Origin of the sequence: Sphaerotilus natans (assembly GCF_900156335.1) — a bacterium.
GTDB lineage: Bacteria > Pseudomonadota > Gammaproteobacteria > Burkholderiales > Burkholderiaceae_C > Sphaerotilus > Sphaerotilus natans.
Map to the genome: position 1 here is coordinate 54,842 of NZ_FTMZ01000018.1, position 25,708 is coordinate 80,549.

General features: G+C 69.2%; 20 protein-coding genes and 1 pseudogene. 12 read left to right on the forward strand and 9 right to left on the reverse strand.

Annotation, left to right across the window (positions count from 1 at the left end; genetic code table 11):
• Nucleotides 1–106: 106 nt before the first annotated feature.
• From BW996_RS15285 to BW996_RS15300, 4 genes are read right to left on the reverse strand one after another with little or no spacing between them, the layout of a single operon-like run.
• Nucleotides 107–583 carry a response regulator gene (locus tag BW996_RS15285; RefSeq protein WP_051631509.1) on the reverse strand — a complete coding sequence of 159 codons (477 nt, stop codon included), beginning with the start codon at nucleotides 581–583 and terminating at the stop codon, nucleotides 107–109.
• On the reverse strand, nucleotides 580–2,364 hold the full coding sequence (locus BW996_RS15290; RefSeq protein WP_051631508.1) for a sensor histidine kinase: 1,785 nt from the start codon (nucleotides 2,362–2,364) through the stop codon (nucleotides 580–582). The genes BW996_RS15285 and BW996_RS15290 overlap by 4 nt, the downstream gene beginning before the upstream one ends.
• A gap of 35 nt (nucleotides 2,365–2,399) precedes the next feature.
• Nucleotides 2,400–3,326 (reverse strand): LysR family transcriptional regulator, encoded by a 927-nt coding sequence (locus BW996_RS15295; RefSeq protein ID WP_037478049.1) that lies wholly within the window; start codon nucleotides 3,324–3,326, stop codon nucleotides 2,400–2,402.
• 31 nt (nucleotides 3,327–3,357) lie between these two features.
• Nucleotides 3,358–4,701, reverse strand: coding sequence for an O-antigen ligase family protein (locus BW996_RS15300; RefSeq protein WP_037478048.1), 1,344 nt, complete (start codon nucleotides 4,699–4,701; stop codon nucleotides 3,358–3,360).
• Between the two features lie 210 nt (nucleotides 4,702–4,911).
• On the opposite strand from BW996_RS15300, the pseudogene nadC reads away from it, so the two are divergent.
• Both nadC and serB read left to right on the forward strand, forming a co-directional pair.
• Nucleotides 4,912–5,769 (forward strand): annotated as a pseudogene (nadC, locus tag BW996_RS21780) (carboxylating nicotinate-nucleotide diphosphorylase); the annotation flags it as partial.
• On the forward strand, nucleotides 5,758–6,486 hold the full coding sequence (gene serB, locus BW996_RS21785) for a phosphoserine phosphatase SerB (RefSeq protein WP_175619134.1): 729 nt from the start codon (nucleotides 5,758–5,760) through the stop codon (nucleotides 6,484–6,486). The pseudogene nadC and the gene serB, both read left to right, overlap by 12 nt.
• A 16-nt stretch (nucleotides 6,487–6,502) precedes the next feature.
• Here serB and BW996_RS15315 read toward each other — a convergent pair whose 3' ends face one another.
• The 3 genes from BW996_RS15315 to dsbD form a co-directional block, all read right to left on the reverse strand.
• Nucleotides 6,503–7,444, reverse strand: a complete 942-nt coding sequence (locus BW996_RS15315; protein WP_037478047.1) for an HDOD domain-containing protein — start codon at nucleotides 7,442–7,444, stop codon at nucleotides 6,503–6,505.
• Between the two features lie 106 nt (nucleotides 7,445–7,550).
• Nucleotides 7,551–8,051, reverse strand: a complete 501-nt coding sequence (gene rraA / locus BW996_RS15320; protein WP_037478045.1) for a ribonuclease E activity regulator RraA — start codon at nucleotides 8,049–8,051, stop codon at nucleotides 7,551–7,553.
• 116 nt (nucleotides 8,052–8,167) lie between these two features.
• Nucleotides 8,168–10,042, reverse strand: coding sequence for a protein-disulfide reductase DsbD (gene dsbD, locus BW996_RS15325; RefSeq protein WP_051631507.1), 1,875 nt, complete (start codon nucleotides 10,040–10,042; stop codon nucleotides 8,168–8,170).
• 295 nt (nucleotides 10,043–10,337) lie between these two features.
• On the opposite strand from dsbD, the gene BW996_RS15330 reads away from it, so the two are divergent.
• The 4 genes from BW996_RS15330 (at nucleotide 10,338) to BW996_RS15345 (ending at nucleotide 14,396) form a co-directional block, all read left to right on the forward strand.
• Complete coding sequence (locus BW996_RS15330) at nucleotides 10,338–11,717, forward strand: roadblock/LC7 domain-containing protein (RefSeq protein WP_037478041.1); 1,380 nt, start codon at nucleotides 10,338–10,340, stop codon at nucleotides 11,715–11,717.
• 5 nt (nucleotides 11,718–11,722) lie between these two features.
• Nucleotides 11,723–12,838 carry a hypothetical protein gene (locus BW996_RS21790; RefSeq protein ID WP_076458996.1) on the forward strand — a complete coding sequence of 372 codons (1,116 nt, stop codon included), beginning with the start codon at nucleotides 11,723–11,725 and terminating at the stop codon, nucleotides 12,836–12,838.
• A gap of 56 nt (nucleotides 12,839–12,894) precedes the next feature.
• Nucleotides 12,895–14,007: a quinolinate synthase NadA gene (nadA, locus tag BW996_RS15340; RefSeq protein ID WP_037483001.1), complete on the forward strand. Its 1,113-nt coding sequence runs from the start codon at nucleotides 12,895–12,897 to the stop codon at nucleotides 14,005–14,007.
• 98 nt (nucleotides 14,008–14,105) lie between these two features.
• Nucleotides 14,106–14,396, forward strand: coding sequence for a late competence development ComFB family protein (locus BW996_RS15345; protein WP_037483003.1), 291 nt, complete (start codon nucleotides 14,106–14,108; stop codon nucleotides 14,394–14,396).
• A gap of 22 nt (nucleotides 14,397–14,418) precedes the next feature.
• On the opposite strand, the gene BW996_RS15350 is transcribed toward BW996_RS15345, so the two are convergent.
• Together BW996_RS15350 and nadB are read right to left on the reverse strand one after the other, a co-directional pair.
• Nucleotides 14,419–15,708, reverse strand: coding sequence for a sugar MFS transporter (locus BW996_RS15350; protein ID WP_037483005.1), 1,290 nt, complete (start codon nucleotides 15,706–15,708; stop codon nucleotides 14,419–14,421).
• A 119-nt stretch (nucleotides 15,709–15,827) separates the two neighbouring features.
• Nucleotides 15,828–17,528 carry an L-aspartate oxidase gene (gene nadB / locus BW996_RS15355; protein WP_081838168.1) on the reverse strand — a complete coding sequence of 567 codons (1,701 nt, stop codon included), beginning with the start codon at nucleotides 17,526–17,528 and terminating at the stop codon, nucleotides 15,828–15,830.
• Nucleotides 17,529–17,649: 121 nt separating this feature from the next.
• Here nadB and BW996_RS15360 point away from each other — a divergent pair, with 121 nt between their 5' ends.
• The 6 genes from BW996_RS15360 to BW996_RS15385 all read left to right on the forward strand — a co-directional run bounded on the left by BW996_RS15360 (nucleotide 17,650) and on the right by BW996_RS15385 (nucleotide 25,641).
• Entirely contained in the window at nucleotides 17,650–18,867 is a 1,218-nt protein-coding gene (locus tag BW996_RS15360; protein WP_139330907.1) for a hypothetical protein, read from the forward strand.
• Nucleotides 18,868–18,989: 122 nt separating this feature from the next.
• On the forward strand, nucleotides 18,990–19,358 hold the full coding sequence (locus tag BW996_RS15365; protein WP_206539518.1) for a hypothetical protein: 369 nt from the start codon (nucleotides 18,990–18,992) through the stop codon (nucleotides 19,356–19,358).
• Nucleotides 19,359–19,449: 91 nt separating this feature from the next.
• A complete protein-coding gene (gene hsdR, locus BW996_RS15370) occupies nucleotides 19,450–21,861 on the forward strand; it encodes an EcoAI/FtnUII family type I restriction enzme subunit R (protein ID WP_037483046.1) in 2,412 nt (803 codons plus the stop codon).
• Nucleotides 21,858–22,721 (forward strand): HNH endonuclease, encoded by an 864-nt coding sequence (locus BW996_RS15375; protein ID WP_081838169.1) that lies wholly within the window; start codon nucleotides 21,858–21,860, stop codon nucleotides 22,719–22,721. The genes hsdR and BW996_RS15375 overlap by 4 nt, the downstream gene beginning before the upstream one ends.
• An 8-nt stretch (nucleotides 22,722–22,729) precedes the next feature.
• The gene (locus BW996_RS15380; protein ID WP_037483009.1) at nucleotides 22,730–24,184 is read left to right on the forward strand and encodes a type I restriction-modification system subunit M; all 1,455 of its coding nucleotides are present in this window, start codon (nucleotides 22,730–22,732) and stop codon (nucleotides 24,182–24,184) included.
• Nucleotides 24,181–25,641, forward strand: coding sequence for a restriction endonuclease subunit S (locus BW996_RS15385; protein WP_081838170.1), 1,461 nt, complete (start codon nucleotides 24,181–24,183; stop codon nucleotides 25,639–25,641). The genes BW996_RS15380 and BW996_RS15385 overlap by 4 nt, the downstream gene beginning before the upstream one ends.
• Nucleotides 25,642–25,708 lie beyond the last annotated feature (67 nt).

The window sequence follows — 25,708 nt, forward strand, 5'->3', positions numbered from 1 at the left end:
GAGATCGCGGCAGAAGTCAAGCAAGTCTCCTGGAGGTCGTGGGTGAAGGGCTGCACATTCTGGACAGCCCCAGGCCATGCCTGCCAGCGAGGGTGACGACTAGCAGCTATGTCGAACCGGCAACACCCGGAACACCGGCCGGCGGATGCGCCGACGGCGGCTGGTTCAGCAGACACCAGTAGAGCTTGATCTGCGAGGTGACCTCGAGGAACTTGTCGAAGTCGACCGGCTTGACGATGTAGGAGTTGGCCCCGTCGCCATAGGCCTGCGCGATGTCGCAGTCCTCGGCCGAGGAGGTCAGCACCACGATCGGCACGGTGCGCGCCAGGGCATGCTCGCGGTAGCGGCGCAGCACCTCCAGACCATCGACCTTGGGCAGCTTCAGGTCGAGCAGCACCACCAGCGGCAGCGGCTCGCCGGCCTCCCAGCGCGCCAGCCAGGCCAGGGCCTCGGCGCCGTCGCGGGCGACCTCGAGCGGATTGACCAGCTGGCTGCGCGCGAAGGCGCGCCGGGTCAGGTCCAGATCGATCGGGTTGTCCTCGACCAGCAAGATGGCGCGGCGCACCGGTTCGCTCGAGATCATTGCGGCATCTCCAGGTGGAAGACGGCACCACGGCCCGGCTCGCCCTGGGCCCAGACCCGGCCGCCCATGCGCTGCATCGCCTTGCGCACGATCGCCAGACCGATGCCGGTGCCGGGATAGGCCTCGGCGCGCTCGAGCCGCTGGAAGATCTCGAAGATCCGGTCGTGATACTGCATGTCGAAACCGATGCCGTTGTCGTGGACAGAAAGCATAGCGCAGCCATCCTCGCCGTGGCTGACACGCAGCCGCACGCACGGCGGCTGGCTGCGGGCGCTGAACTTCAGCGCGTTGTCGATCAGGTTGCGCAGCACCATGGCCAGGCCATCGGCATCGGCACAGGCCATGACCGGCGTGTCCGGCGCCTCGAGCTGCAGCACCCGCCCGAGACCCGCCCCCAGGCCCAGGCCGGGATCATCGGTGCAGCGCGCCTCGATCGCCCGCCGCGCCAGATCGACCAGATCGACCCGGGCGCAGCGCACCTGGCGCTGCTCGAGATGGCAGTAGGCCAGCAGGTCGTGGATCAGCTGGTTCATCTGGCCGGCGCCGTGGCGGATGCGCGCCACCAGATCGCGCGCACCGTCATCGAGCAGGTCGCCGTGCACCAGCTGCAGCATGCGGCTGTAGCCGTCGATGCCGCGCAGCGGCGCCTTCAGGTCATGCGAGACGGTGTAGGTGAAGGTCGCCAGCTCGCGGTTGGCGGTGGCCAGATCGGCGGTGCGCTCGGCCACCCGCTGCTCGAGCTCGGCATGGAAGCGCCGCATCCGGAACTCCAGCTCCTTGGCCTCGGTGATGTCGTAGCAGTAGCCGATGAAGCCAAGAAAGCGGCCCTGGCTGTCGTGCCGAGGCGAGCCATCGACGCGAATCCAGCGGTGGCGCCCGTCGGCGGCACGCAGCCGGTACTCCATGCTGAAGCTGCGCCGCGCGACGAAGGCGGCCTTGTAGGTCAGCAGGCAGCGCTCGATGTCCTCGGCATGCACGCCCTCGGTCCAGCCGCTGCCCAGCTCCTGGGCCAGGGTGCGGCCGGTGAAGTTCAGCCAGGGCTGGTTGAAGTAGTCGCAGCCCATGTCCAGGCCGGAGGTCCAGATCAGCGCCGAGCCCTGGTCGGCCAGCGTGCGGAAATGCTGCTCGCTCTCGCGCAGCTCCTGCTCGAGGCGGCGCTGCGACTCCAGCAGCTCGACCAGCGCCAGCCGCGCCTGCTCGGCCGCGACCAGCAGGCCGCGCGACTCGTCGGCCATGCCGGCATGGAGCTCGACCATGCGGTCGCTGTCCTTCAGCATCTCGACCTGCTGCGCGGCGGTGATGCGCGCATCGAGCAGGCGCGAGACATGCCGCCCCAGCAGCTCGAGCATCTCCAGCTGCGCCGGCTCGAGCCGGCGCGGCCGGTGATCGAGCACGCACAGCGCACCGAGCCGCTCGCCGCTGGCCAGGCGCAGCGGCACGCCGGCGTAGAAGCGGTTGCGGTTGGCGGCCACCAGCGGGTTGTCGTGAAAGCGCGCGTCCTGGAGGGCATCCTCGCAGACCAGCGGTCCGTCCCCCAGCAGGGTGTGCGCGCAGGCCGAGATCGCCCGCGGCGTCTCGCTGACCGGCACATTGACGCGCGACTTGAACCACTGCCGATGCCGGTCGACCAGCGTGATCGCCGCCACCGGCGCATCGCACAGCCGCGCCGCCAGCACGGCCAGCTCGTCATAGAGCGGCTCGGCGGCCGTGTCGAGAATGGCGCAGCGCGCAAGCGCCTGCAGGCGCTGCTCCTCGTCGGGCGGAATCGGGGCAGGAATCATCGCGACGACACCTCCGCAAAAGACATCCGCCCGGCTCAGCCTGGCAGCGAGCTGGCCGCAGCCGCCTGCGGCAGCCCGCGCGCCAGATCCGACAGCAGCCGGGTCGCCTGACGCAGCAGCGGCGTGGGTCGCTGACGCGACGACACCGCCCGGCACAGCACGCTGCGCAGCCCCGGATCGAGAATCGGCCGCACCGCCAGCAGGTCCGCCCGGCCGGAGGCCGCCACCGCGCTGGCGGTCAGCACCGCCTGGCCGTAGTCGGCGCAGACCAGATCGATGATCGCCGCGACGCTGGAAACCTCCCAGGCGATGTCGAGCTGCAGCCCGGCATGCATGGCGCGCGTCTCGAGCAGGCGCCGGATCACATGGGCGCGTTCGGGCAGCACCAGCCTCGCGTCGGCCAGCTCGGCCATCGACAGCGGCCCGCGCCCGGCCGACGCCAGCGCATCGGCGCGCTGCACCAGGCACAGCGGCTCCTCCAGCAACGGCACGAACTCCAGCCCCGGCTGAGCCTCCGGGTTGTAGAGCAGGCCCAGATCGACCCGGCCCGAGGTGATCCACTCGACGATGTGGGTCGACAGGCCCTCGACCACCGCCAGACGGGCGCGCGGCATGCGGCGGCGAAAGCCGTCGATCAGCGGCAGCGTGAGCTGGCGGCCGATGGTCGGCGGCAGGCCGATGGTGATGCGCCCGACCGGCTCGTCGCGGTTGGAGGCCATGTCGGCGCGGGCCTCGCCGACGCGCTGCAGGATGGCCAGACTGTGCTCGAGCAGGCGCTGGCCGGCCTCGGTCAGCGTCACGCCACGGCCGTTGCGCAGCAGCAGCGTCTCGCGCAGCTCGATCTCGAGCGCACGCACCTGCCGGCTCAGCGCCGACTGCGCGATGCCCAGCACCACCGCGGCGCGGCTGAAGCTGCGCAGCTCGGCGACGTGCACGAAATAGTCCAGTTGTTTCAGATCCATGTCGGATCGGGAGTATGCCGCCCGATCTGCATCAGTGCGAGCGCACGAACAGCATGACGCCGAAGATCGTCAGCCCCATCAGCCGCAGCGTGTCGCGGCGCCAGTCGATGCTGAGCAGCGGCGCGGGCACCTGGTGCGTCGGCATCGAGCGCACCGCGCAGTGCCAGGCGCCGATGCACAGCGCCAGCAGGAAGAACAGCGCCGGCCCGTAGGTGCGCGACAGGAACCAGGCGCAGGTCAGATAGCCCACCATCGACGAGCGCAGCAGCGAGGCCGTCTGCCACGCCGGACTGCCCTCCGGCAGCTGCTCGAGCGTGCGGTTCAGGCTCTTGTAGGTCAGCACGATCAGGCCCATCCAGACGAAGTAGCCCAGCAGGCCCAGCTCGGCGAAGCACAGCACGAAGGAGTTGTGCGCCGTCAGGTAGTTGTATTCGAGATAGTTGCCGTAGCCGGCGCCGAAGATCGGGTTGCGCTTGAGCAGATCCAGGCCGATCACCCAGGACTCGATGCGCTCCTCGGCCGACTTCTCCTTGCCGGAGAACTCCCGCCCGCCCGACATGTTGCCCACCAGCTGCACCGCCACCATCGAGCCCAGCAGCAGCATCGTCTTCGTCGTGCCCAGGGCCTTGCGCACGCCAAAGAACAGCAGCGAGGCCAGACCGAGCAGCGCCCCGCGCGACTGGGTCAGGAAGATCGCATAGATCATGAGCGCGCCGGGCGCGATCACCCGCACCAGATTGTTCAGCCGCTGGTCCGGCCGCCAGCCCGCGCCCCACAGCATCGGCAGCGTCATCACCAGCACCTGGGCAAAGTCGTTCGGGTCAGCCAGGAAGCCCACGCTCTTGAGACGCCACAGGAACCAGCCGGAATCGTCACGCGCGGGAATGACGGTCTTCAGGTCCGGCATCGTCGACGGATCGTCGTTGTCGTGCGCCGGCGCTGTCTGGCGCAGCACCAGCTTGTCCATGTTCTCGCCGGTGTGATAGGCCTGGATGCCGAAGACGCAGTTGAGCAGCATCGCCAACACCACCGCGTTCATCGTCGACTTCAGCCGCTCCAGCGTGGTCAGGTTCAGCACCGCCAGCAGGAACAGCATCGAGGAGGTGCTGAAGTCGCTGATCGCATCCATCGTGCCGCCAGGCCAGGGCGACAGCAGCTTGGACACGCCGATCAGCACCCACAGCCCGAAGATCAGCTTGAAGTGGATCGGGCGCGCGCCGGCCTCCTTCTTCGCGGCTGCGGCGACCACCGAGGTGATCACCGCCAGCAGCCACAGCCACAGCATCGGGCGCAGCTCGCCCAGCTCGGGCATGAACAGCTCCACCGGTCGGAAGAAGGTCAGCAGGATGTAGGCCTGGAACAGCTTGAAACTCATGATCGGGTGATCTTAGAAAGATCACCCCGGGGTACTCAGGGGTATTCCGACCCGGACACAGAAACCTCGGCCAAAAGTGATTTCTCGATTCAGGCCCCTCTTTTGCCCCGGTGAATTTGAAATATATGAAACAGGATTCATCTCTCGGACCTGCTACGCTCGCGACCCGTCCGCTACTGTCCGTTTTCACCGCTCCCCCGACCACCCGCCATGCACTTCGAAGACAACGAGACCCTGGAAGCCGCACGCGCACGCAACATCCGCGACGCGCTGCAAGAGGACATCGGCCGCTGCGACTGGACCGCCGAGCTGGTGCCGGCCGACCGCCGCGTGCAGGCGCGCGTCGTCGCCAAGGAAGACGGCGTGCTGTGCGGCCGCGACTGGTTCGACGGCTGCATGCACGGCTGCGACGCCTCGATCCGCATCGACTGGGCGGTGGCCGAGGGCGCGCGCTTTGCCGCCGGCACCGAGCTGTGCCGCATCGACGCGCCGGCGCGCGCGCTGCTCAGCGCCGAGCGCTCGTCGCTGAACTTCCTGCAGATGCTCTCGGCGGTCGCCACCGTGACCCGCGAGCATGTCGACGCGATCGAGGGCCTGAGCCCGAACCCGAACGGCTGCGTGGTGCTCGACACCCGCAAGACCCTGCCGGGCCTGCGCCAGGCGCAGAAGTACGCGGTGCGGGTGGGCGGCGGCGCCAACCAGCGCATGGCGCTGTGGCACGGCATCCTGATCAAGGAAAACCACATCGCCGCGGCCGGCGGCATCACCGCGGCGCTAAAGGCAGCCCAGGCGCTCGACTCGGGCGTGAGCATCCAGATCGAGGTCGAGAACCTCGCCGAGCTGGAGGAGGCGCTGGAGGCCGGCGCCACCAGCGTGCTGATCGACGACTTTTCCTTCGACGACATGCGCGCGGCGGTGGCGCTGAACCGGGGCCGCGCGCTGCTGGAGGTCTCCGGGGGCGTCGACATGACGACCATCCGCGAGATCGCCGCCACCGGCGTCGACCGCGTCTCGATCGGCCGGCTGACCAAGGACGTGCGCGCGATCGACCTGTCGATGCGGGTGCTGCCGGCCGCGCGCGAGATCGCGCCGGGCCTGGTGGTGCGCGGCTTCGAGCCGCCGCTGCGGCTGAGCGACTTCCGCCTGATCGCCTTCGACATGGACTCGACGCTGATCAACATCGAGTGCATCGACGAGATCGCCGATGCGGTCGGCCGCAAGGCCGAGGTCGCCGCGATCACCGCCGCGGCGATGCGCGGCGAGATCACCGACTTCAAGGACAGCCTGCGCCGGCGCGTGGCGCTGCTGGCCGGCGTGCCGGTGGCGGCGCTGGAGGCGGTCTGGACCGAGCGGCTGCGGCTGAATCCCGGCGCCGAGGCGCTGGTGCGTGCCTGCCAGGCCGCCGGCCTGAAGATCGTGCTGGTCTCGGGCGGCTTCACCTTCTTCACCGACCGGCTGCGCGATCTGCTGCAGATCGACCACACCCGCAGCAACCTGCTGGAGATCGACGCCGACGGCCGCCTCACCGGCCGGGTGCTCGACCAGGACTGGGGCGACATCTGCGACGGCGAGGAAAAGCGCCGCACGGTGCTGGCCCTGTGCGCGCAGCATGGCATCGATCCGCGCCAGGCCATCGCGATGGGCGACGGCGCCAACGACCTGCCGATGATGGGCGCGGTCGGCCTGTCGGTGGCGCATCACGCCAAGCCGGCGGTGCGCGAGCGCGCGATGGTGGCGATCGAGTCCGGCGGCCTGGACCGGCTGCTGGAGGTGGTGCGGCCCTGACCGCACCGACCCGGGGTCAGCCGCGCCCGCCCAGCGTGGCCTGCACGCTGACCTCGTCGAGCCAGTCGTCGTAGTCCTGCAGGCTCAGGCCCAGCACATGCAGGGCCATCGCGCCGCCACGCTGCCACTCGACATGCTGGCGGTGGCGCGCGGCCGGCCGCACCGTCATGCGGTCGGCCACCAGGCCGAGCGCGACCAGCAGACGCACCCGGGAGGGCTGCTCCGGCGCCGAAGTCTCGGGCGTCAGCACCCGGGCATCATGATGCCGCCCGACCGCGCAGGCCAGACCGGCGTCCAGCCCCCAGTGCAGTGCCAGGCGCTCGGCCACTTCGGCATGGTCGATGCCGTGGCGGCTGCGCTCGACCTCGGTGACCGGGCGGTGCCCGAGATTGGCCTCGGCCAGCGTGACCCGGTAGCTGGGCGACTGCAGCTCGAGCATCATCAGCGCCACCGCGCTGTCGCACAGCAGGCCGAAGCCCAGCGCCAGATCGGCGCTTTCGCCGCCGTGCCGGCGGGCCAGCCAGGCCAGCACCCGCGCACGGTTGAGGCTGTGCGCCCAGAAGCCGGCCCAGGACGCGCAGGGACCGCCCGCGCCGTCTCGCTGCAAGGCCAGCGCACGCATCTGGCCCACCAGCGCCAGCGTGCCGAACAGATCGACCGCCCGGCGCACGCCGAAGGCGTCGACAGCCGCCTCGAAGGTGGAGCGCCGCCCGCCCGGCGGCCCCAGGCCCAGCGAGATCGCACACTGCATCAGCAGCGCGCAGCTCGGCGCGTCCAGCGCGGCGGCCAGGCGCGACAGCGCGGCCGGAGATTCGCTGCGCAGCTGCGACAGCAGCACCGGCGCCGCAGGCAGCGCCAGCGCCTGAACCGACCCGGCCGCCGCTGGCAGCAGCCCGCCCGCCGCCTCGTCGGCAGCGCTGGCAGGCCTGGCGATGGCGCACAGCAGGGTCTCGGTCATGCGCCCTATTTCGGCCCCGGGCGCCCTGTCTGTAAGCATGGGTCCGTGCAGTCTGCACGGTGGAAAGACTCCGGGTACGGTACCGGGTTCGGGTGCAGGACCCGGTTCAGGCGGGACGTGCGCCCATCACCACGATGCCGTCGGCATCGGCGCAGATCCAGTCGCCGGGGCGCACCGTCACGCCCTGGATCTGCACCGGCTGGTCGAGCAGGCCGGGCTGGCGCCGTTCGGTGGGCAGCGGCATCGGCGCCAGCGCACGGATGCCGACATCGCAGACCGCCAGCTCGGCGACATCGCGCACGCAGCCGTCGACGATGACGCCGGCCCAGCCGTTGCGCGCCGCCGCCGCGCCGATGTTGCCGCCCACCAGCGCGCGGCGCAGCGAGCCCGCGCCATCGACCACCAGCACCCGGCCCTCGCCCGGCCCCTCCAGCAGCGCCTTGACCGAGGTGTTGTCCTCGAAGCACTTGACGGTGACCGCGGTGCCGCTGAACGCGACGCGGCCGCCGAACTCGCGGAACACCGGCGGCAGCACGCGGAAGTCGCCGCTGGTGTCGCCCTTGAAGCGGTCGCACAGGTCGCAGGTCGGAATCAGGTCGGTCGTCACGGAAGCTCTCCTCTCGGTTCAAAGGTCCGCGACGATGCCACGCCGGGCTGACGGCACCCTGGCGCAGCGTCAGCCCGGCGTCAGGTCGAATATCGCCGCGTCAGTGGATGCGCGGATCAGCGGATGCCGGCAGCCTCCAGGCTGGCGAGAAAGGCGTCGGCCTTCTGGAAGCCGATCACCCGGCGCTCGGACTGCTCGCGCCCGGCCGCATCGAAGAACAGGATGGCCGGCGGCCCGAACAGGCCGAAGCGGCGCAGCAGCTCGCGGTCGTCGGCGTTGTTGGCGGTCACGTCGACCTGCAGCAGCAGCACGCCGGCCAGGCGCTCGCGCACCCGCGGGTCGGTGAAGGTGTAGCGCTCCATTTCCTTGCAGGACACGCACCAGTCGGCATAGAAGTCGAACATCACCGGTCGGCCGGCCTCGCGCACCGCCGTCTCCAGCTCGGCCAGCGTGCGCACCCGGCGGAAATGCACCGGCTCGCCAGCCGGTGCGCCGCCCAGGCCCAGGTTCACGCCCAGATGCGCCAGCGGCGCCAGCGCATCGCGCCCGCCGCTGGCCGCGCCACCCCACTGCGCCAGCGCCAGCAGCGCGCAGACCAGCGCCAGCGCGCGCACCGCCAGACCGCCGGCGCCAGGCCGGGCCGCCCGCCACAGCACCGCAGCCAGCGCCAGCGCCAGCGCGCCCCAGCCGATCATCGCCACCACCGCCGGCAGCAGCGGCAGCACCATCCACAGCGCCACGCCCAGCAGCAGCACGCCGAAGACATGCTTGACCGACGCCATCCAGGCCCCCGCCTTCGGCAGCAGCGATCCGGCCGACAGGCCCACCAACAGCAGCGGCACGCTCATGCCGATCGCCATCGAGAACAGCGCCAGCCCGCCCAGCACCACATCGCCGGTGCGGCTGATGTAGACCAGCGCGCCGGCCAGCGGCGCGGCCACGCAGGGCCCGACGATCAGCGCCGACAGCCCGCCCAGCAGGAAGACGCCGCCATGGCGCCCGCCGCGCAGGCCGCTGCCGGCCTGGCTGAGACGCGACTGCAGCGCCGCCGGCATCTGCAGTTCGTAGAGCCCGAACATCGACAGCGACAGCAGCACCAGCAGCAGCGCGAAGCCGCCCAGCACCGCGGGCGTCTGCAGCGCCGCGGCCAGCCCTTCGCCGGCCAGGCCGGCCGCCACGCCGAAGGCGGTGTAGACCAGCGCCATGCCCAGCGCGTAGGCCAGCGACAGGCCCAGGCCGCGCGCACGCGACACCGGCTCGCCCTGCCCGACGATGATCGACGACAGGATCGGCACCATCGGCAGCACGCAGGGCGTGAAGGACAGCAGCAGGCCGGCCAGCGCGAACACCGCCGCCACCGTCAGCAGGCTGCCCGAGCCCAGCGCGGCGGCGAAGCGGTCGCCGATCGCGCCACCCACGCCCTCCGGCGGCGCCGTGTCCTCCAGCGGCACCAGCGCCCCGCCCTCCTGCTCCGGCTGCAGCCGCACCGCCAGCGCCTGCAGACCGGCCGCACCGCCGTCCTTCAGCTCCAGCTGCAGGATCTGGCGCCGCGGCGGATAGCACAGGCCCTTGTCGGCGCAGCCCTGGCTGCCGAGCGTGATCCGCACCGGCCCGCCCGGCGCAGCGCGTGCCGCCTCCAGCAGCGGCCCCAGATCGACGCTGAAGGCCAGCCGGTCGTGGTAGACCGCCATGTCTTTCTGGAAGGTCTCGTCGTACTTGCGATCGCCCGGCGGCAGCGGCACGCCCGCCAGCGCCAGCCCGGCCGGCGCGGACTGCAGCTCCAGCCGCTCGCGGTACAGGTAGTAGCCGGGCGCGATGGTGTAGCGCACCCCCAGCGTGCGTGCGTCGAGCAGCTCGGCCTCGAGGCGGAAGGCGCGGTCAGGCTCGAGAAAATCCTCGGCGCGCACCAGCGCGGGCAGCAGCAGCGCCAGCCCGAGCAGCGCGGACAGCAGCACGCGCAGCGGCAGACGGAAAAGCATCAGGTCACGCATGGACAGGAACGGGGGCATGAACAGGGCATGAAACGGGACACGGCCCGCAGTGTGCCCGGGAATGCACGCTCAGCCCATGAAGGGATCCATGAAGGGATATGTCCTCTACACCATCCCGAACGGGGTACCGGCGATTTTTTGTTCCCAATCGAATCATGCGAAGTCAAGAGGCCGACGCAACACAAAAGATTGCATCATGAACTTTCACTCGGAATCAGCCAGCACAAGGTTTCAGGCACTAAAGTAGCGCCGTGCCGAAATCATCCATCGGACCCGAAAGACCCCCGAGAAGAACATGCTCAAGAGCCTCTTTGGCGACCTCACTCCGCTGCGCGAGGCGGTCAGTCGCGCCAGTCGCCACAAGGACGACCCGGCGCCTGACGACCGTCACGACGCGGACTTCATCTCGACGACCATCATGGATGTGGCCGACGAGCAGGACTGCATGCCCGCCGCCCCCCCTGCGGTCGACCCGCACCGCGACGAGCTGCTGGTCAAGGGCTCGCCCGCGCAGGCGATGCGCACCCATTTCGCCGGCAGCCGCAAGGACACCTTCGTCCGGCAGAAGCTCATCACCATCTGCGACCCGTCCCACATGTGGGCCGCGGCCGTCATCCGTGCGCTGGCCGATGCCAGCGGTCAGCCGATCGAGCGGCTGCACATGCGCGACCAGACCAGCCTGGCGCCGCTGGCCGACATCGAGCGCACCACGCTGCCGCGCCGCACCGACGACACGCTGAAGATCTACTACGCCGACATCCAGGCCGAGGGCCGCGATGCCGCCGAGGTGCAGATCGCGCTGATGGAGCGCTCCGACCTGTCGGTGGTGATCATCGGCCCGATGGCGCCGGCCGACATCGCCTCGATGCTCGAGGACATCCGCCAGGCCACCCACAGCCTGCACTGGCAGTGCCGCAACCTGCTGTTCATGCTGCCGGTCAGCTCAGGCGCGCTGATGCAGCGCATCCAGCAGCTCGACTGGCCCGACCAGGTGCGGGTCGAGGCGATCTGCGAATCGCTCACCAGCGCCAGCGTGGTCTGGAACCGCATGCTCGCGCACTGGCAGAAGCTGCGCACCGAGCAGGCCACGCCCAGTTCGCCAGCGCCGCTGACCAGCCCCAGCGCGCCGATGCCGCTGCCCGAGTCGGCGCCGGTCGTGTCCTCGCCCACGCCCTCGATGGTGTTCGTCGGCCAGGCGCCGACCACGCTGATGTCGCCGCTGTCGCCACCACCGGCCGCGCCGGTCAGCGACTTCGGTCCGGTCAGCGCGCCGATGAGCCTGCAGTCGGGCATCGAGCCGCGCATCGACGCCCGGCGCGCCCGCGCGGTGCTCGACGAGCTGACCGTGCTCGACGGGCTGATCTTCGTCGCGCTGGTCAACGGCGCCACCGGCGCGGTGGTGGCCTGCCCCGCGCCCGGCCCCGACATCGACCGCGCCGCGCTGGCCGCCTCCGAGATCTGGAAGACGCATCGGCGCACGCTGCGCCAGCTCGGCCACTCGCGCCCGGGCGACCCGCTCGAGGAAATCCTGGTGACCGCCGGCAGCCGCTACCACATCCTGCGCACGCTGCGCGCCCATCCCGATCTGTTCATCCTGTCGGTGCTCGACAAGCTGCGCAGCAATCTCGCGATGACACGCTACCGCATCATGGAGGCCCAGCAGGTGCTGGTGTGAGGTCGGTGCGACGCGAACTGCGCACCGGGGCCGCGCAGCCGGAGGCCCCGCCGCTCGGCAGCCTGTTCTCCCGCGAGGCCCCGACGCCGGGCGACTGCCTGGTGGCCTGGGATCCGCACGGCAGCTGGCCCGGCTTCAGCCTGCCAGCCCTGGCCCACGGCGCCGGCGCCAGCCTGTCCGAGGTGGTGCTGCTGCACGAGAGCCAGCCCGAGACGCCGCTGGCCCTGCTGCGTGGCACCGTGCTGCCGACGCCGGAAGGCACCTGGCTGGGCGTGCTGCAGGTCGAGGCCTCGCCCGAGGACGCCCGCGCGCTCGGCCTGGTGCTGGATCTGCTGGCGCGCGCCGGCACCGCGCTGGTGCTGGCCGGCTCCCGCCGTGACAAGGACCTGGTGCGGCGCATCCGCGAAGGCCTGCGCCCCGACCACTGGCGCGGCCCGGTGCTGCAGATGCTGGTGCCGACCGAGCCTCCCGGCCGCGGCGAGCCGCTGCGCCAGGCGCTGTGGCCGCGCGGCCTGACGGTCCGGGTGATCGAGCACCCCGGCAGCAGCGCCGATCCGGACTGGACCCGCCTGCTGCTCGCCCGGCTGCGCGCCACGACCGACACCCCCGCGCCCCCCCGAATGACCGCCTTTCCCGTCCAGACCGCCCCCGCCGACTCCACCGCTTCCGCAGCGCCGATCGCGACGCCCGAGCTGCCGCCGCTGGCCGACGAGGAGCCGCTGCATGACGACGATCCGGCCGGATCGCTCGATTTCTCGCGCGTGGAGCGCCTGCTGGAGCTGGCGGCGATGGGCCCGGGCGTGCTCGCTGCCGCGCTGGTGGACGTCGGCTCGGCCGAGCTGCTGTCGCTGCAGGCCCTCACAGAGCGCGCCGCGGATCGGGCCGAGCGGGCTGCCCGTCAGGGCTGCGCGATGTGGCGGACCGGTCTGACGCCGGACGAGCCGGCGCAGGAAGCGCAGGCGCTGCAGGAGCTGCTCTGGTCCGATGCCGAGCATCACCATCTGCTGCTGCCGATGCCGCAGCGCGCCGACCTGCTGCTGCTGGTGTGCATCGACCGACAGTTCGGCGATCTGTCGGCTTCGCGCTGGCAGGCGGCGGTGGCGCGCCATCAGGGCTGCTGAGTCTCCTGTCGAGTCTCGGCTAGGATCGCGCTCCAGAACGACGACCCAGACCGACCATGACCGGACTCCCATTCGACTACACCCGCCAGGACGCCAGCGGCCAGAGCTGCACCGCGCTGGCCTGGGCCAAGGCCCCCAAGCCGCTGACCCGCGACGAGCGCGCGACCCTGAAGGAGCGTGCCCGCACGCTGCTGAAGGAGCGCGGCGCGGTGCTGGTCGCGCACTACTACGTCGACGGCGACCTGCAGGACCTGGCGGTCGAGACCGGCGGCTGCGTCTCCGACTCGCTCGAGATGGCACGCTTCGGCCGCGACCATGCCGCGCAGACCCTGATCGTGGCCGGCGTGCGCTTCATGGGCGAGAGCGCCAAGATCCTCAGCCCCGAGAAGCGGGTGCTGATGCCCGACCTGGACGCGACCTGCTCGCTCGACCTGGGCTGCCCGGCCGACCAGTTCGCCGCCTTCTGCGACGCGCATCCGGACCGCACCGTGGTGGTCTACGCCAACACCAGCGCCGCGGTGAAGGCTCGCGCCGACTGGATGGTCACCAGCTCCTGCGCGCTGTCCATCGTCGGCCACCTGCATGCGCAGGGCAAGAAGATCCTCTGGGCGCCGGACCGCCACCTCGGCAGCTATGTGCAGCGCCAGACCGGCGCCGACATGCTGATGTGGAGCGGCGACTGCATCGTGCACAACGAGTTCAAGGGCACCGAGCTGGAGCTGCTGCGCCAGGCGCATCCGCAGGCCAAGGTGCTGGTGCACCCCGAGTCGCCGCAGAGCGTCGTCGAGCAGGCCGACGTGGTCGGCTCGACCGCGCAGCTGCTCAAGGCCGTCATCGAGATGGACGCGCCCGAGTTCATCGTCGCCACCGACAACGGCATGTTCCACCGCATGCGCCAGGCCGCGCCGGACAAGGTGCTGATCGAGGCACCGACCGCCGGCAACAGCGCCACCTGCAAGAGCTGCGCGCACTGCCCGTGGATGGCGATGAACGCGCTGCAGGGCGTGATCGACTGCCTGGAGCAGGGCAGCGGCGAGATCCAGGTCGACGAGCCGGTGCGCTCGCAGGCCCTGGGCTGCATCGACCGCATGCTCGACTTCGTCAAGGCCCATCCGGCGGCCATCGCCAAGCCGGCCCAGGGCTTCGTGCCGAACATCGGCGCGGCCTGAGCGGGCGGCGCGGGCCGAGGCGGTTCAAGTCAGGTCCGGGCCGGGCCGATGAAGACGGATCCCGCATCCGACTTCACGACCCGACCTCCGACCTGGCCATGACGACGAACATCGACTTCACCTCGGTCCACAACCACTACGAGCGCCCGGTCTTCGACGCGGTCAGCCGACTGGCGCCGAACTACCCCTACCTCGAGGCCGACGCGCTGCCCGACGTGGCCTGCGTCGCGCTCAACCGGCTGGGCTCGCGCTACATCCGCCACACGGTGGACCTGAACTTCTACCTGACGGAGAAGGAACGCCTCGCGATCGAGCAGACGATCGGCGAGGCGGTGACCTACGCGTTCGAGTTCGTGCAGGCGCGCATCGCGATGCGCGCCCGCCGCTGATCCGCGGCCGCGGTCTGGTCGTTCAGGCCGCAGCGCCCAGCGCGGCGCCGGCCGGCGGCTCGGCGGCATCGACATCGACCGCCACCGGACGGTGACCGGCCGCGCCGTAGTGCGCGATGTAGACATAGCAGACCAGCGGCACCGCGAAGGACACCAGCAGGCCGACATGATCGGCCACCAGCGCCTGCAGCAGCGGCACGATCGCGCCACCGACGATGGCCATGCACAGCAGGCCCGAGCCCCGGCTGGTCAGCGCGCCCAGACCTTCCAGCGCCAGCGAGAAGATGGTCGGGAACATCACCGCATTCATCAGGCCGGTGGCCAGCAGCAGCCACATCGCCGCCGGGCCGCCCAGCGCGATCGCCGCGCCGATCAGCACCACATTGGCCGCCGCCACCAGCGCCAGCACGCGGCTGGCGCGGACGTGACGCATGATCGCGCTGCCGGCAAAGCGGCCCACCATCGCCGCGCCCCAGTACAGCGCCAGGTACTTGCCCGCCTGGACATGGTCCAGACCCGCGATCGCCGGATCGGCCATCAGGTTGATCAGGAAGCTGCCGATGCTGACCTCCGCGCCCACATAGGCAAAGATCGCCACCGCGCCCAGCACCAGATGGCGGTGCGCCGTCAGGCGGCCCCGCTCGGCGGCCGGCACATCGCTGTGGCTGGCCTGCTCGGCGGCGCGCTCGATCTCGCGGGCGTCCGGCAGGCGGAACATCGCCATCACCAGCGCCAGCACGAACAGCGCCGCGGCCAGGGCCTGATACGGACCCTGCACGCTGTCACCGCCCTGGGCCGCCGAGGCCGCCTGATCGGCCGCGCCCAGGATCAGCACCGCGCCCAGCAAGGGCCCCAGCGTCGCGCCCAGCGAGTTGAAGGCCTGCGTCAGGTTCAGCCGGCTCGAGGCCGTCTCCGGACGGCCCAGCAGCGTCACATAGGGATTGGCCGCCACCTGCAGCAGCGTGATGCCCGCGGCCAGCACGAACAGCGCACCCAGGAACAGCGGATACGAGCGCAGGCTCTCGGCCGGGCCGAACATCAGGCAGCCCACCGCGGCAATGCACAGCCCGGCGACGATGCCGCGCTGGTAGCCCAGGCGCTGCAGCAGCCGGCCCGCCGGCACCGAGACGATGAAATACGCGGCGAAGAAGCAGAACTGGATCAGCATCGCCTGCACATAGCTCAGCGAGAACATCGCCTTCAGGTGCGGGATGAGGATGTCGTTCAGCGAGGTGATCAGACCCCACATGAAGAACAGCGAGGTCAGGACCGTCAGCGGTCGGGTGTGCGTTTGCGGGCGTGAGCTGGACATGAAGATCGTTCCGGCCCTGCACGGACGTGGCAGGGCCCAGCGGCTGAAAGAAAGAATTAAGATTCTAGCCGCTTGTTGAACTAAACATTAATACCCGTTGAACGCCTGATTTCAGTCGATCATCCGCACAAGCCGGTCGCCGAGGGCGGGCGCGGCACCGAGGGCGACATCAGCCCCATGCCCAGCCCCGCCAGGCCGGCGCCGCGCCGGCTGCGCGCCGGGCGCACCAGCACGGTGGGGAAGCTCACCGGCAGCGGATCGGGAAAGTCTCGGCTGTAGTGCAGGCCGCGGCTTTCCTGGCGCATCAGCGCCGAGCGCACGATCAGCTCGGCGCAGTCGACCAGGTTGCGCAGCTCCAGCAGGTCGCGGTCGACGCGGAAGTTGGCGTAGTAGTCGTCGATCTCGTCGCGCAGCAGCTGGATGCGGTGCAGCGCGCGCTCCAGGCGCTTGGTGGTGCGCACGATGCCGACGTAGTTCCACATCAGCAGGCGCAGCTCGTCCCAGTTGTGGGCGATGACCACCTGCTCGTCGGCGTTGTGCACCTGGCTCTCGTCCCAGGCCGGCAGCTGCGGCTGCTCGGCGCGCGGCGAGGCGACGATGGTCTCGGCGCAGGTCTTGCCCAGCACCACGCACTCCAGCAGCGAGTTGCTCGCCAGCCGGTTGGCGCCGTGCAGGCCGGTGTAGGTGGTCTCGCCGACCGCGTAGAGGCCCGGCAGGTCGGTGCGGCCGTGCAGGTCGGTGACGACGCCGCCGCAGGTGTAGTGCGCCGCCGGCACCACCGGAATCGGCTGGCGCGCGATGTCGATGCCCAGGGCCAGGCAGCGCGCGTGAATGGTCGGGAAATGCTCCTTCAGGAACTCCTCGCCCAGATGGGTCGCGTCCAGCCACACATGGTCCAGGCCGTGCTTCTTCATCTCGAAGTCGATCGCACGGGCGACGATGTCGCGCGGGGCCAGCTCGCCGCGGGCATCGTGCGCCGGCATGAAGCGGGTGCCGTCGGGCAGCTTCAGGTGCGCGCCTTCGCCGCGCAGCGCCTCGGTGATCAGGAAGCTGCGGTCCTGCGGGTGGTAGAGGCAGGTCGGGTGGAACTGGATGAACTCCATGTTCGCGGCCCGGCAGCCCGCGCGCCAGGCCATCGCGATGCCGTCGCCGGTGGCGGTGTCGGGATTGCTGGTGTAGCGGTAGACCTTGCCGACGCCGCCGCTGGCCAGCACCACCGCGCGGGTGGCGATGGTCTCGACGCGCTGGCTGTCGATGTCGAGCACGTAGACGCCGTGGCAGCGGGGCGCGGCGTCGCTGTGCAGGTGGCGCGGGGTGATGACGTCGATCGCCATCCAGCGCTCGCGCAGCTCGATGTTGGGGTGGCGCGCCACCTCGGCCAGCAGCGCCTGGTGGATCGCGAAGCCGGTGGCATCGGCCGCATGCGCGATGCGGCGCACCGCGTGGCCGCCCTCGCGCGTCAGGTGCAGGCCCAGCGGGCCGTCCGGATCGGGCGAGAACGGCACGCCGCGCTCGACCAGCCACGCGACGGCCTCGGCGCTGCGCTCGGCGATGAAGCGCGCGGTGTGCTCGTCGACCAGGCCCGCGCCGGCGTCCTGGGTGTCGCGCACATGGCTGTCGATGCTGTCGTCGCGCCCCAGCACGCCGACGATGCCGCCCTGGGCCCAGGCGGTGGCCGCCTCGCCGAGCTGGCGCTTGGCCAGCACGATCACGCGATGCGTGGCGGCCAGATGCAGGGCCACCGTCAAGCCAGCCAGGCCGGCTCCGACGATCACGACAGGCAGCGCATCAGGTTCGGAAGTGAAAGAATTGGAAGGCATGCTGGCGCACGATATGAAATCAAGGCCCGGATGATAGGATGAGACGCGATCGTTCCACGCCGGCTCCTCCGCTTGTCCCGGCCGCGTGCCGCCACAGCGTTCCCTCCAGGAGACACCGGCCATGTTTTCGAGCTCAGGTCATCCATCGTCGCGCCCGCCTGTGGACGTGCGCGATGACGACGACCTCCATCAGACCCAGATCCAGCGCAGCGTGCGCGACTATCTCGACGAGCCGGCCGACATCGGCCGGGCGGTGGGCAACCACACCCGCGAGCTGTTCGTGTCCTGCGAGCCCGCCGAGGCGCTGCAGCAGCAGCTCGAGTTCCTGCGCCCGAGCTACATCGTGCTGCACGACATCGCCAGCCGGGGCGCGCGGCGCATGCTGCACGCGGTGGCGGCGGCCGCCGGCCAGCCGGTCGAGCGGCTGCATGTGCGCCGGCAAAGCTACGGCACCACGCTGGCGGGCATCGACCATGTCGACTGTCCCGGCAGCCAGGGCCGGCGGGTGCGGCTCTACAGCACCGACATCGACGCCGACAGCCCGACCCGCGCCGCGCTGACGCGGGTGCTGCTGTCGCGTGCGACGCTGGCGGTGGTGCTGGTGGGCGACCTGCCGCCGCATGCGCTGGGCGATGCACTGCAGCCGCTGCGCGAGCTGCTCTTTCATCCGCAGTGGCAGTGCCGGCATCTGCAGCTGATGCCGCTGGCGGCCGGCAGCCATGCGGCGATGACCGGCCTGATCGCCGGCCTGGGGCTGGGCAGCGGGCTGGACTGCCGGCTGTCGACGCCGGTCAGCCGGCCGGCCGAGGCCTGGACCCTGCTGGGCGAGCGCTGGAACCAGATCGAGCACGCACGCCGCCCGGACGGCACCGGCGTGCTGCTGTCGCCCTTCCCGCCCGCCAGCGCCAGCAGCGCGCCGCAGCCGATGCCGCCGACCGGCGCCGATCGCCCGGCCCTGGCCGCCCAGGCCACGCCGATGGAGCGCTTCGTGCTGGAGCTGCATGCGCTCAGCGGCGTGCAGGCGGCCTGCGTGTTCGACATCGCCACCAGCCGGGTGATCGCGCATGCCGGCTCGGTCGCACGCGGGCCGGATCTGGCGCGGCGCGGCTCGCTGCTGCTGGCCGCCGGCAACAGCACCCGGCGCCAGCTGCAGATCCCGGGCCAGGCCGACGAGGTGCTGGTCATGGGCGGCACCGAGGCGCTGGGCGTGCGCACCCTGCTCTCCCAGCCCGGCCTGGCGATGCATCTGGTCTACAGCCCTACCCGCACCAGCTGGATGCAGCTGCGCCCGCGGCTGATGGCGCTGGATGCGGCGCTGCCAAGGGCCCCGGTGATCTGAGCACGGCGCAGACCGCCCCGCCCCGGGCTGTCCACCCCCTGGGTACGGGAAGGTACTCGGCCCCTCGCTGATCGGACAATCGTCGGTTTTCGATTGTCTTCATCAATCACGAGGGAGTTTCCATGAGAATGATCCGAGCTCTGGCCAGTCTGGGCCTGCTGCTGCCGGCGCTGGTGCTGGCCAAGGACACCGGTCACGCCACCCCGTCGGTGGAACGCATCAAGCAGGCGATGATCGCCGAGTCCCGGGCGGACTATCCCGGACGCTGCCCCTGCCCGTACGACACCATGCGCAACGGCGCGGCCTGCGGCGGCCGCAGCGCCTACAGCCGTCCAGGCGGCAGCTCGCCGCTGTGCCATCCGGGGGACATCACCCCGGCGATGGTGCAGGCGTGGACGGCGCGCCACCGGCCCGCGCCCGTGACGCCGGCCGCATCGCAGGCCACGTCGCAAGACGCGACCCAGATCACGGCACCGGAGGCGCTGCAGTGACGCGGTGATGTCGTCCGGCGGCGCGAGAGCAGACAATCTGCACCCGAATGCACCATCAGAAAGACATTCAGGGGGAATCGAGCGCATGGACATGGATCTGAGCACGCTGTCCGAGCAGGACATCAGCACCCAGTTCGTCATTCCGGCCTTGCTGCGGGCCGGCTGGGATCTGCGGCGCCAGGTGCGCGAGCAGGTGAGCTTCACCAAGGGCCGCATCATCGTGCGCGGCCGGCTGCACACCCGTGGCAACGGGCGGCGTGCCGACATCGTGCTGTACCAGCAGCCGAACCAGCCGATCGCGGTCATCGAGGTCAAGAAGGCCACGCTGGCGGTCGGCGCCGGCATGCAGCAGGCGCTGGACTATGCCGAGTCGCTGCAGGTGCCCTTTGTCTTCTCGACCAATGGCCGGGGCATCCTGTTCCATGACCGCAGCGGCACCGGCGGCCCGGGCGAGCCGGTGGAGACCGAGCTGGGCCTGGACGCCTTCCCGACGCCGCAGGAGCTCTGGCGGCGCTGGTGCCTGTGGCGTGGCCTGGACGACGCCCAGCAGGCCCGTGCCGTGGCGCCCTATCACGACGACGGCAGCGGCCGCGCACCGCGCTACTACCAGCTCAACGCCATCAACCGCACCGTCGAGGCGGTGGTGCGCGGGCAGGACCGCATCCTGCTGGTCATGGCCACCGGCACTGGCAAGACCTACACCGCCTTCCAGATCATCTGGCGGCTGTGGAAGAGCGGGCAGAAGAAACGCATCCTGTTCCTGGCCGACCGCAACATCCTGGTCGACCAGACCCGCACCAACGACTTCAAGCCCTTCGGCGCGGCGATGACCAAGATCACCGGCCGCAGGATCGACAAGAGCTACGAGATCTACCTCTCGCTCTACCAGGCGGTCACCGGCACCGACGAGGCGAGCAACATCTACCGGCAGTTCTCGCCCGACTTCTTCGATCTGGTGGTGATCGACGAATGCCACCGCGGCAGCGCGGCCGAGGACTCGGCCTGGCGCGACATCCTCGACCACTTCGCCGGCGCCACCCACATCGGCCTGACCGCCACGCCGAAGGAGACGCGCGATGTCTCCAGCCTGGGCTACTTCGGCGAGCCGGTCTACAGCTACAGCCTGAAGCAGGGCATCGACGACGGCTTCCTCGCGCCCTACAAGGTGGTGCGCATCGACCTCGACCGCGACCTGCAGGGCTGGCGCCCGCCCAAAGGCATGCTCGACCGCAGCGGCCAGGTGATCGAGGACCGCATCTACAACCTGAAGGACATGGACCGCGCCCTGGTGCTGGACGCGCGCACCGATCTGGTCGCCAGGAAGATCACCGAGTTCCTGCAGGCCACCGACCCGATGCAGAAGACCATCGTGTTCTGCAGCGACATCGACCACGCCGAGCGCATGCGCCAGGCGCTGGTGAACCTCAACCCCGAGCGGGTGCGCGCCAACCGCAAGTACGTCATGCGCATCACCGGCGACGATGTCGAGGGCAAGGCCGAGCTGGACAACTTCATCGACCCCGAGCAGCCGTATCCGGTCATCGCCACCACCAGCAAGCTGATGACCACCGGGGTGGACGCGCAGACCTGCAAGCTGATCGTGCTGGACCAGCACATCCAGTCGATGACCGAGTTCAAGCAGATCATCGGCCGGGGCACGCGCATCAACGAGGACCACGGCAAGTTCTGGTTCACGATCATGGACTTCAAGAAGGCGACCGAGCTGTTCGCCGATCCGGCCTTCGACGGCGATCCGGTGGCGGTCTTCGAGCCCGGCCCCGGCGATCCGGTCACGCCGCCGGACGAGCCGCCCGCCGGCATGCCGGACGGCAGCGGCCCGGCGGCGCCCTCACCGTCGCCCGATGGCGGGTTTCCGGATGGCGGCGATGGGGACGGCACGGGCGCGGGCGCGGGCGAAGGCCGCCGCGTCAAGTACCGCGTCGGCGCCGATCAGGTCAGCGTGCAGATCGTGGCCGAGCGGGTGCAGTACTACGGCAGCGACGGCCGGCTCGTCACCGAGAGCCTGCGCGACTACACCCGCTCGTGCGTCAAGAAGCAGTTCGCCTCGCTGGACGACTTCCTGCGCCGCTGGAACGACGCCGAGCAGAAGAAGGCGGTCATCGACGAGCTGGCCGCGCAGGGCGTGATCTGGGAGGCGCTGCAGGAGGACGTGGCGGCCAAGGGCGGCGGCACGGCGCTCGATCCCTTCGATCTGGTCTGCCACGTCGCCTTCGACCGCCCGCCGCTGACCCGGCGCGAGCGCGCCGACAGCGTGAGAAAGCGCGACTACTTCGCCCGCTACCAGGGCACGGCGCGGCAGGTGCTCGAAGCGCTGCTCGACAAGTACGCCGACACCGGCGTCGAGCCGATCGAGGACCTGAAAATCCTGCAGATGCCGCCGTTCAGCCAGATCGGTGCGCCGCTCGAGCTGGTGGGTGCCTTCGGCGGCAAGAAGCAATACACACAAGCCATCCAGGACCTGGAGGTCCAGCTGTACGCATGACGAAGTCTCTCGATAACCACACGCTCCGAGCGGCGCTGCTCGCCCGCGGATTCATCGATGTCACCAGCGCTGATCGTTCGACGAAATCATGGCGCCTGCATCACCCCAGGATGCGCCATTGGGTGTCCATCAAGTTGGCCAGCGACACCGCGCGGCCGATGTCGGCCGCCCCCCTCGTCATTCACCCGGACGACGCGGCCCAGGTCCTGCGCAGTGCAGAAGCACGGGCCGTGCTGACCTTCGAGAGTCAGCCCTACAAGGGCAGCAGCACGATCTACGACGGGACACCGGGTCGCGCGCTGTCCTTGCCCGACGAACGGGCGGTCGATGCCTTCGTCGCGGCCGTGACCGAGCCGGTGGCCTGTCCCACGGTATGTCCCGCAGCCGGCGCGGCATCTTCGCCAGAGGCGGTACTCCTGGCGGCTGCCGCGCAAGAACTCGACACGGAGCCCGGTGCGCATGACCTTGCGGCGACGACCCGCCAGGCATTGATCGAGGCCCGCATCGGACAGGGGCAGTTTCGCCAGAACATGCTGCGCCTGTGGGAGCACCGCTGCGCCGTCACGGGATGCGCCATCGAGGCCGTCCTGGTGGCTTCTCATGCCGTGGCCTGGAAGGACAACGCCGATCCCGCCGTGCGGCTGGATCCGTACAACGGCCTGCTCCTGGCTGCCTCGATCGATCGGCTGTTCGATCGTGGGCTGATCAGCTTTGCGGACGACGGCGCGCTGCTTCGCCAGCCCGGCCTGTCGGCTTCCGAACTCGCCCTGCTGGGGCTGCAGCCCGATGCCCGGCTGCGTGCCGTGCATGAACGGCACAAGACCTACCTCCGCGCCCACCGCGCCCGCCACGGTTTCTGATCTTTCCCATGTCCATCACCAGTTCCATCAAATCCATCCAGGACATCATGCGCAAGGACGTCGGCGTCGACGGCGATGCGCAGCGCATCGGGCAGCTTGTCTGGATGCTGTTCCTGAAGGTCTTCGATGACCGCGAGACGGAATGGGAGCTGTTCGACGACGACTACCGCTCGCCGCTGCCCCAGGCCTACCGCTGGCGCAACTGGGCCGCCGACGCCGAGGGCCTGACGGGCGAGGCGCTGATGAGCTTCGTCGACAACGAGCTGTTCCCGACGCTGCAGCATCTGGGCGAGGGCGACGCCGAGCTGCGGCCGGTGGCGCGGGTGATCCGCGGCGTGTTCGAGGACGCCTACAACTACATGAAGTCCGGGCAGCTGCTGCGCCAGGTGCTCAACAAGATCGAGGAGGCGGTGGACTTCAACAAGGCCCAGGAGCGCCACGCCTTCGGCGACATGTACGAGCAGCTGCTGCGCGATCTGCAGAACGCGGGCAACGCGGGCGAGTTCTACACGCCGCGGCCGGTGACCGAGTTCATGGTGCGCCGGGTGGACCCGAAGCTGCACGAGAAGGTGATGGACCCGGCCTGCGGCACGGGCGGCTTCCTCACCTGCGCCATCGAGCACAAGCGCGCGCGCTACGTGAAGACGCCCGAGGACGAGGCGGTGCTGCAGGCCAGCGTCTTTGGCGTGGAGAAGAAGCCGCTGCCGCACCTGCTGGCCACGACGAACATGATCCTGCACGGCATCGAGGTGCCGAGCCAGATCCGCCACGACAACACGCTGGCGCGGCCGCTGATCAGCTGGGGGCCGGGCGAGCGGGTGGACTGCATCGTCGCCAATCCGCCGTTCGGCGGCATGGAGGAAGACGGCATCGAGGGCAACTTCCCCGCCACCTTCCGCACCCGCGAGACGGCCGATCTGTTCATGGTGCTGATCATGCATCTGCTGAAAACCGGCGGCCGCGCGGCGGTGGTGCTGCCCGACGGCTTCCTGTTCGGCGAGGGCATCAAGAGCCGCATCAAGGAGAAGTTGCTGACCGAGTGCAATCTGCACACCGTGGTGCGGCTGCCCAATGGCGTGTTCAACCCCTACACCGGCATCAAGACCAACCTGCTGTTCTTCACCAAGGGCGAGCCCACGACGGAGGTCTGGTTCTACGAGCACCCGTATCCGGCAGGGGTGAAGAACTATTCCAAGACGCGGCCGATGCGCGTCGAGGAATTCGCCACCGAGGAGGCCTGGTGGGGCGACCGCCAGGAGACGCCGCAGGCCTGGAAAGTCGGCATCGACGAGATCCGCGCCCGCAACTGGAACCTCGACTGCAAGAACCCGCACGTCGGCGAGCAGGAAACCCACGACCCCGAGGTGCTGCTGGCCGATTACCGCCAGATTCAGGCCGAGATCGCGGACCTGCAGGCGCAATTGAAGGCGGCGCTGGCGGCTGCGTTGGAGCGGGGCGAATGAGCGCGCTGATCACGCCATGCCTGCCGCTGCTGGCCGATGCGCCTGACGGGATCAAGAAGCTGCGCGGGTTGATTCTGGATCTGGCAGTGGGTGGTCGCCTGCTTTGGGCCGAAGGAGTGGGAGCTTTTGATAGTCCGAAGCGCGCGTTACGCACGCTCGTTGACCCATCGCGGCCGATTACTTATGGCGTACTGAAACCTGGTCTAGATGTTTCGGATGGCGTCAGATTGGTGAAGACAGAAAACGTCTTTTTCAATAAGGTAGTACCCAACTTCAGAAGTCGCATCTCTACTGCCTTGGATGAAGAATATAAGAGAACTCGACTTCGCGGCGGCGAAGTGCTGGTGACCTTGGTTGGCAGCATAGGTAGGTGCGCTATCGCCACCGCAGACTTGGCTGGCGCAAATCTTTCACGGTCCGTCGGGCTCATTGCCCTGAGTCCTGAAGTCGATGCTCAATACCTTGTCTATGTACTTACCTCGTTGATCAATGAGGAATTCATCGAAATTAGTTGCAGCGGCACCGCTCAAAAAGTATTAAATGTGGGCACCCTCAATAATTTGGAGGTGCCGCTCCCTTCGTTAGCAGAACAACACCGCATCGTCGCCAAGGTCGATGAACTGATGGCCCTGTGCGACCGGCTGGAAGCGCGGCAGCAGGACGCCGAGGCCGCGCACGCCCGGCTGGTGCAGGCGCTGCTCGACAGCCTCACGCAGGCGCGCGATGCGCAGGAGTTTCAGGCGGGGTGGGAGCGGTTGGCGGGGGAGTTTTCTTCGATTTTCTCCACTGAGAGTAGTATTGCAGCATTACGCCAAACCATCATGTCTCTCGCTATGCGGGGATACCTGACCCAAGGCGCAGATCACGTAGCAAAAGTTTTATCCTTGTCCGATCTCACAACAAAAATCACCGACGGCACACACAAAACACCAAATTATGTTTCATCCGGCGTAAAATTTTTGTCCGCCAAAAATGTCCGAACCGGCATTCTTGATATGCAGGAATGCCGATATATCAGTGAAGCTGAGCATATTGAGCTGACCAAACGCTGTCGCCCAGAAATAGGTGACATCCTACTTTCAAAGAGTGGATCTATCGGAACAGCGGTCATAGTAAAAGACGATGAGCCCTTCAGTATTTTTGAGAGTCTGGCACTTCTAAAAACTGATCATGGCAAAGTTCTTGCTGATTATTTGCAGCTCGCAGTGCAGGAAGCGTGTTTACGACTAGATGATACGCACGTCAAGGGCGTGGGCGTCAAACATCTGCATTTGAATGTAATTCGTAGGATTGAGGTTTATACCCCCACACTGGATATGCAGCGCCGCATCGTCGCCAAAGTCTCCGAACTCCTCGCCCTGTGCGATCAGCTCAAGGCGCGGATTGCGGCGGGGCGGGTCAAGCAGGCGCAGCTGGCCGAGGCGCTGGTGAAGCAGGCGGTGGCGGCAGCGGGCTGACAGAAAGCCGAAAGGGCCCGCCCCCTTCGCGGGAGCGGACCCTTTTTCTTGGGGCGGTGCAGCAGCC

Excerpts from the sequence above, each read along its gene's own strand:
- BW996_RS15285 (WP_051631509.1), bottom strand. The coding sequence starts at position 583 with ATGATCTCGAGCGAACCGGTGCGCCGCGCCATCTTGCTGGTCGAGGAC.
- BW996_RS15290 (WP_051631508.1), bottom strand. The coding sequence starts at position 2,364 with ATGATTCCTGCCCCGATTCCGCCCGACGAGGAGCAGCGCCTGCAGGCG.
- BW996_RS15295 (WP_037478049.1), bottom strand. The coding sequence starts at position 3,326 with ATGGATCTGAAACAACTGGACTATTTCGTGCACGTCGCCGAGCTGCGC.
- BW996_RS15300 (WP_037478048.1), bottom strand. The coding sequence starts at position 4,701 with ATGAGTTTCAAGCTGTTCCAGGCCTACATCCTGCTGACCTTCTTCCGA.
- serB (WP_175619134.1), top strand. The coding sequence starts at position 5,758 with ATGCGGGTGCTGCCGGCCGCGCGCGAGATCGCGCCGGGCCTGGTGGTG.
- BW996_RS15315 (WP_037478047.1), bottom strand. The coding sequence starts at position 7,444 with ATGACCGAGACCCTGCTGTGCGCCATCGCCAGGCCTGCCAGCGCTGCC.
- dsbD (WP_051631507.1), bottom strand. The coding sequence starts at position 10,042 with ATGCGTGACCTGATGCTTTTCCGTCTGCCGCTGCGCGTGCTGCTGTCC.
- BW996_RS15330 (WP_037478041.1), top strand. The coding sequence starts at position 10,338 with ATGCTCAAGAGCCTCTTTGGCGACCTCACTCCGCTGCGCGAGGCGGTC.
- nadA (WP_037483001.1), top strand. The coding sequence starts at position 12,895 with ATGACCGGACTCCCATTCGACTACACCCGCCAGGACGCCAGCGGCCAG.
- BW996_RS15345 (WP_037483003.1), top strand. The coding sequence starts at position 14,106 with ATGACGACGAACATCGACTTCACCTCGGTCCACAACCACTACGAGCGC.
- BW996_RS15350 (WP_037483005.1), bottom strand. The coding sequence starts at position 15,708 with ATGTCCAGCTCACGCCCGCAAACGCACACCCGACCGCTGACGGTCCTG.
- nadB (WP_081838168.1), bottom strand. The coding sequence starts at position 17,528 with ATGCCTTCCAATTCTTTCACTTCCGAACCTGATGCGCTGCCTGTCGTG.
- BW996_RS15360 (WP_139330907.1), top strand. The coding sequence starts at position 17,650 with ATGTTTTCGAGCTCAGGTCATCCATCGTCGCGCCCGCCTGTGGACGTG.
- BW996_RS15365 (WP_206539518.1), top strand. The coding sequence starts at position 18,990 with ATGAGAATGATCCGAGCTCTGGCCAGTCTGGGCCTGCTGCTGCCGGCG.
- hsdR (WP_037483046.1), top strand. The coding sequence starts at position 19,450 with ATGGATCTGAGCACGCTGTCCGAGCAGGACATCAGCACCCAGTTCGTC.
- BW996_RS15375 (WP_081838169.1), top strand. The coding sequence starts at position 21,858 with ATGACGAAGTCTCTCGATAACCACACGCTCCGAGCGGCGCTGCTCGCC.
- BW996_RS15380 (WP_037483009.1), top strand. The coding sequence starts at position 22,730 with ATGTCCATCACCAGTTCCATCAAATCCATCCAGGACATCATGCGCAAG.
- BW996_RS15385 (WP_081838170.1), top strand. The coding sequence starts at position 24,181 with ATGAGCGCGCTGATCACGCCATGCCTGCCGCTGCTGGCCGATGCGCCT.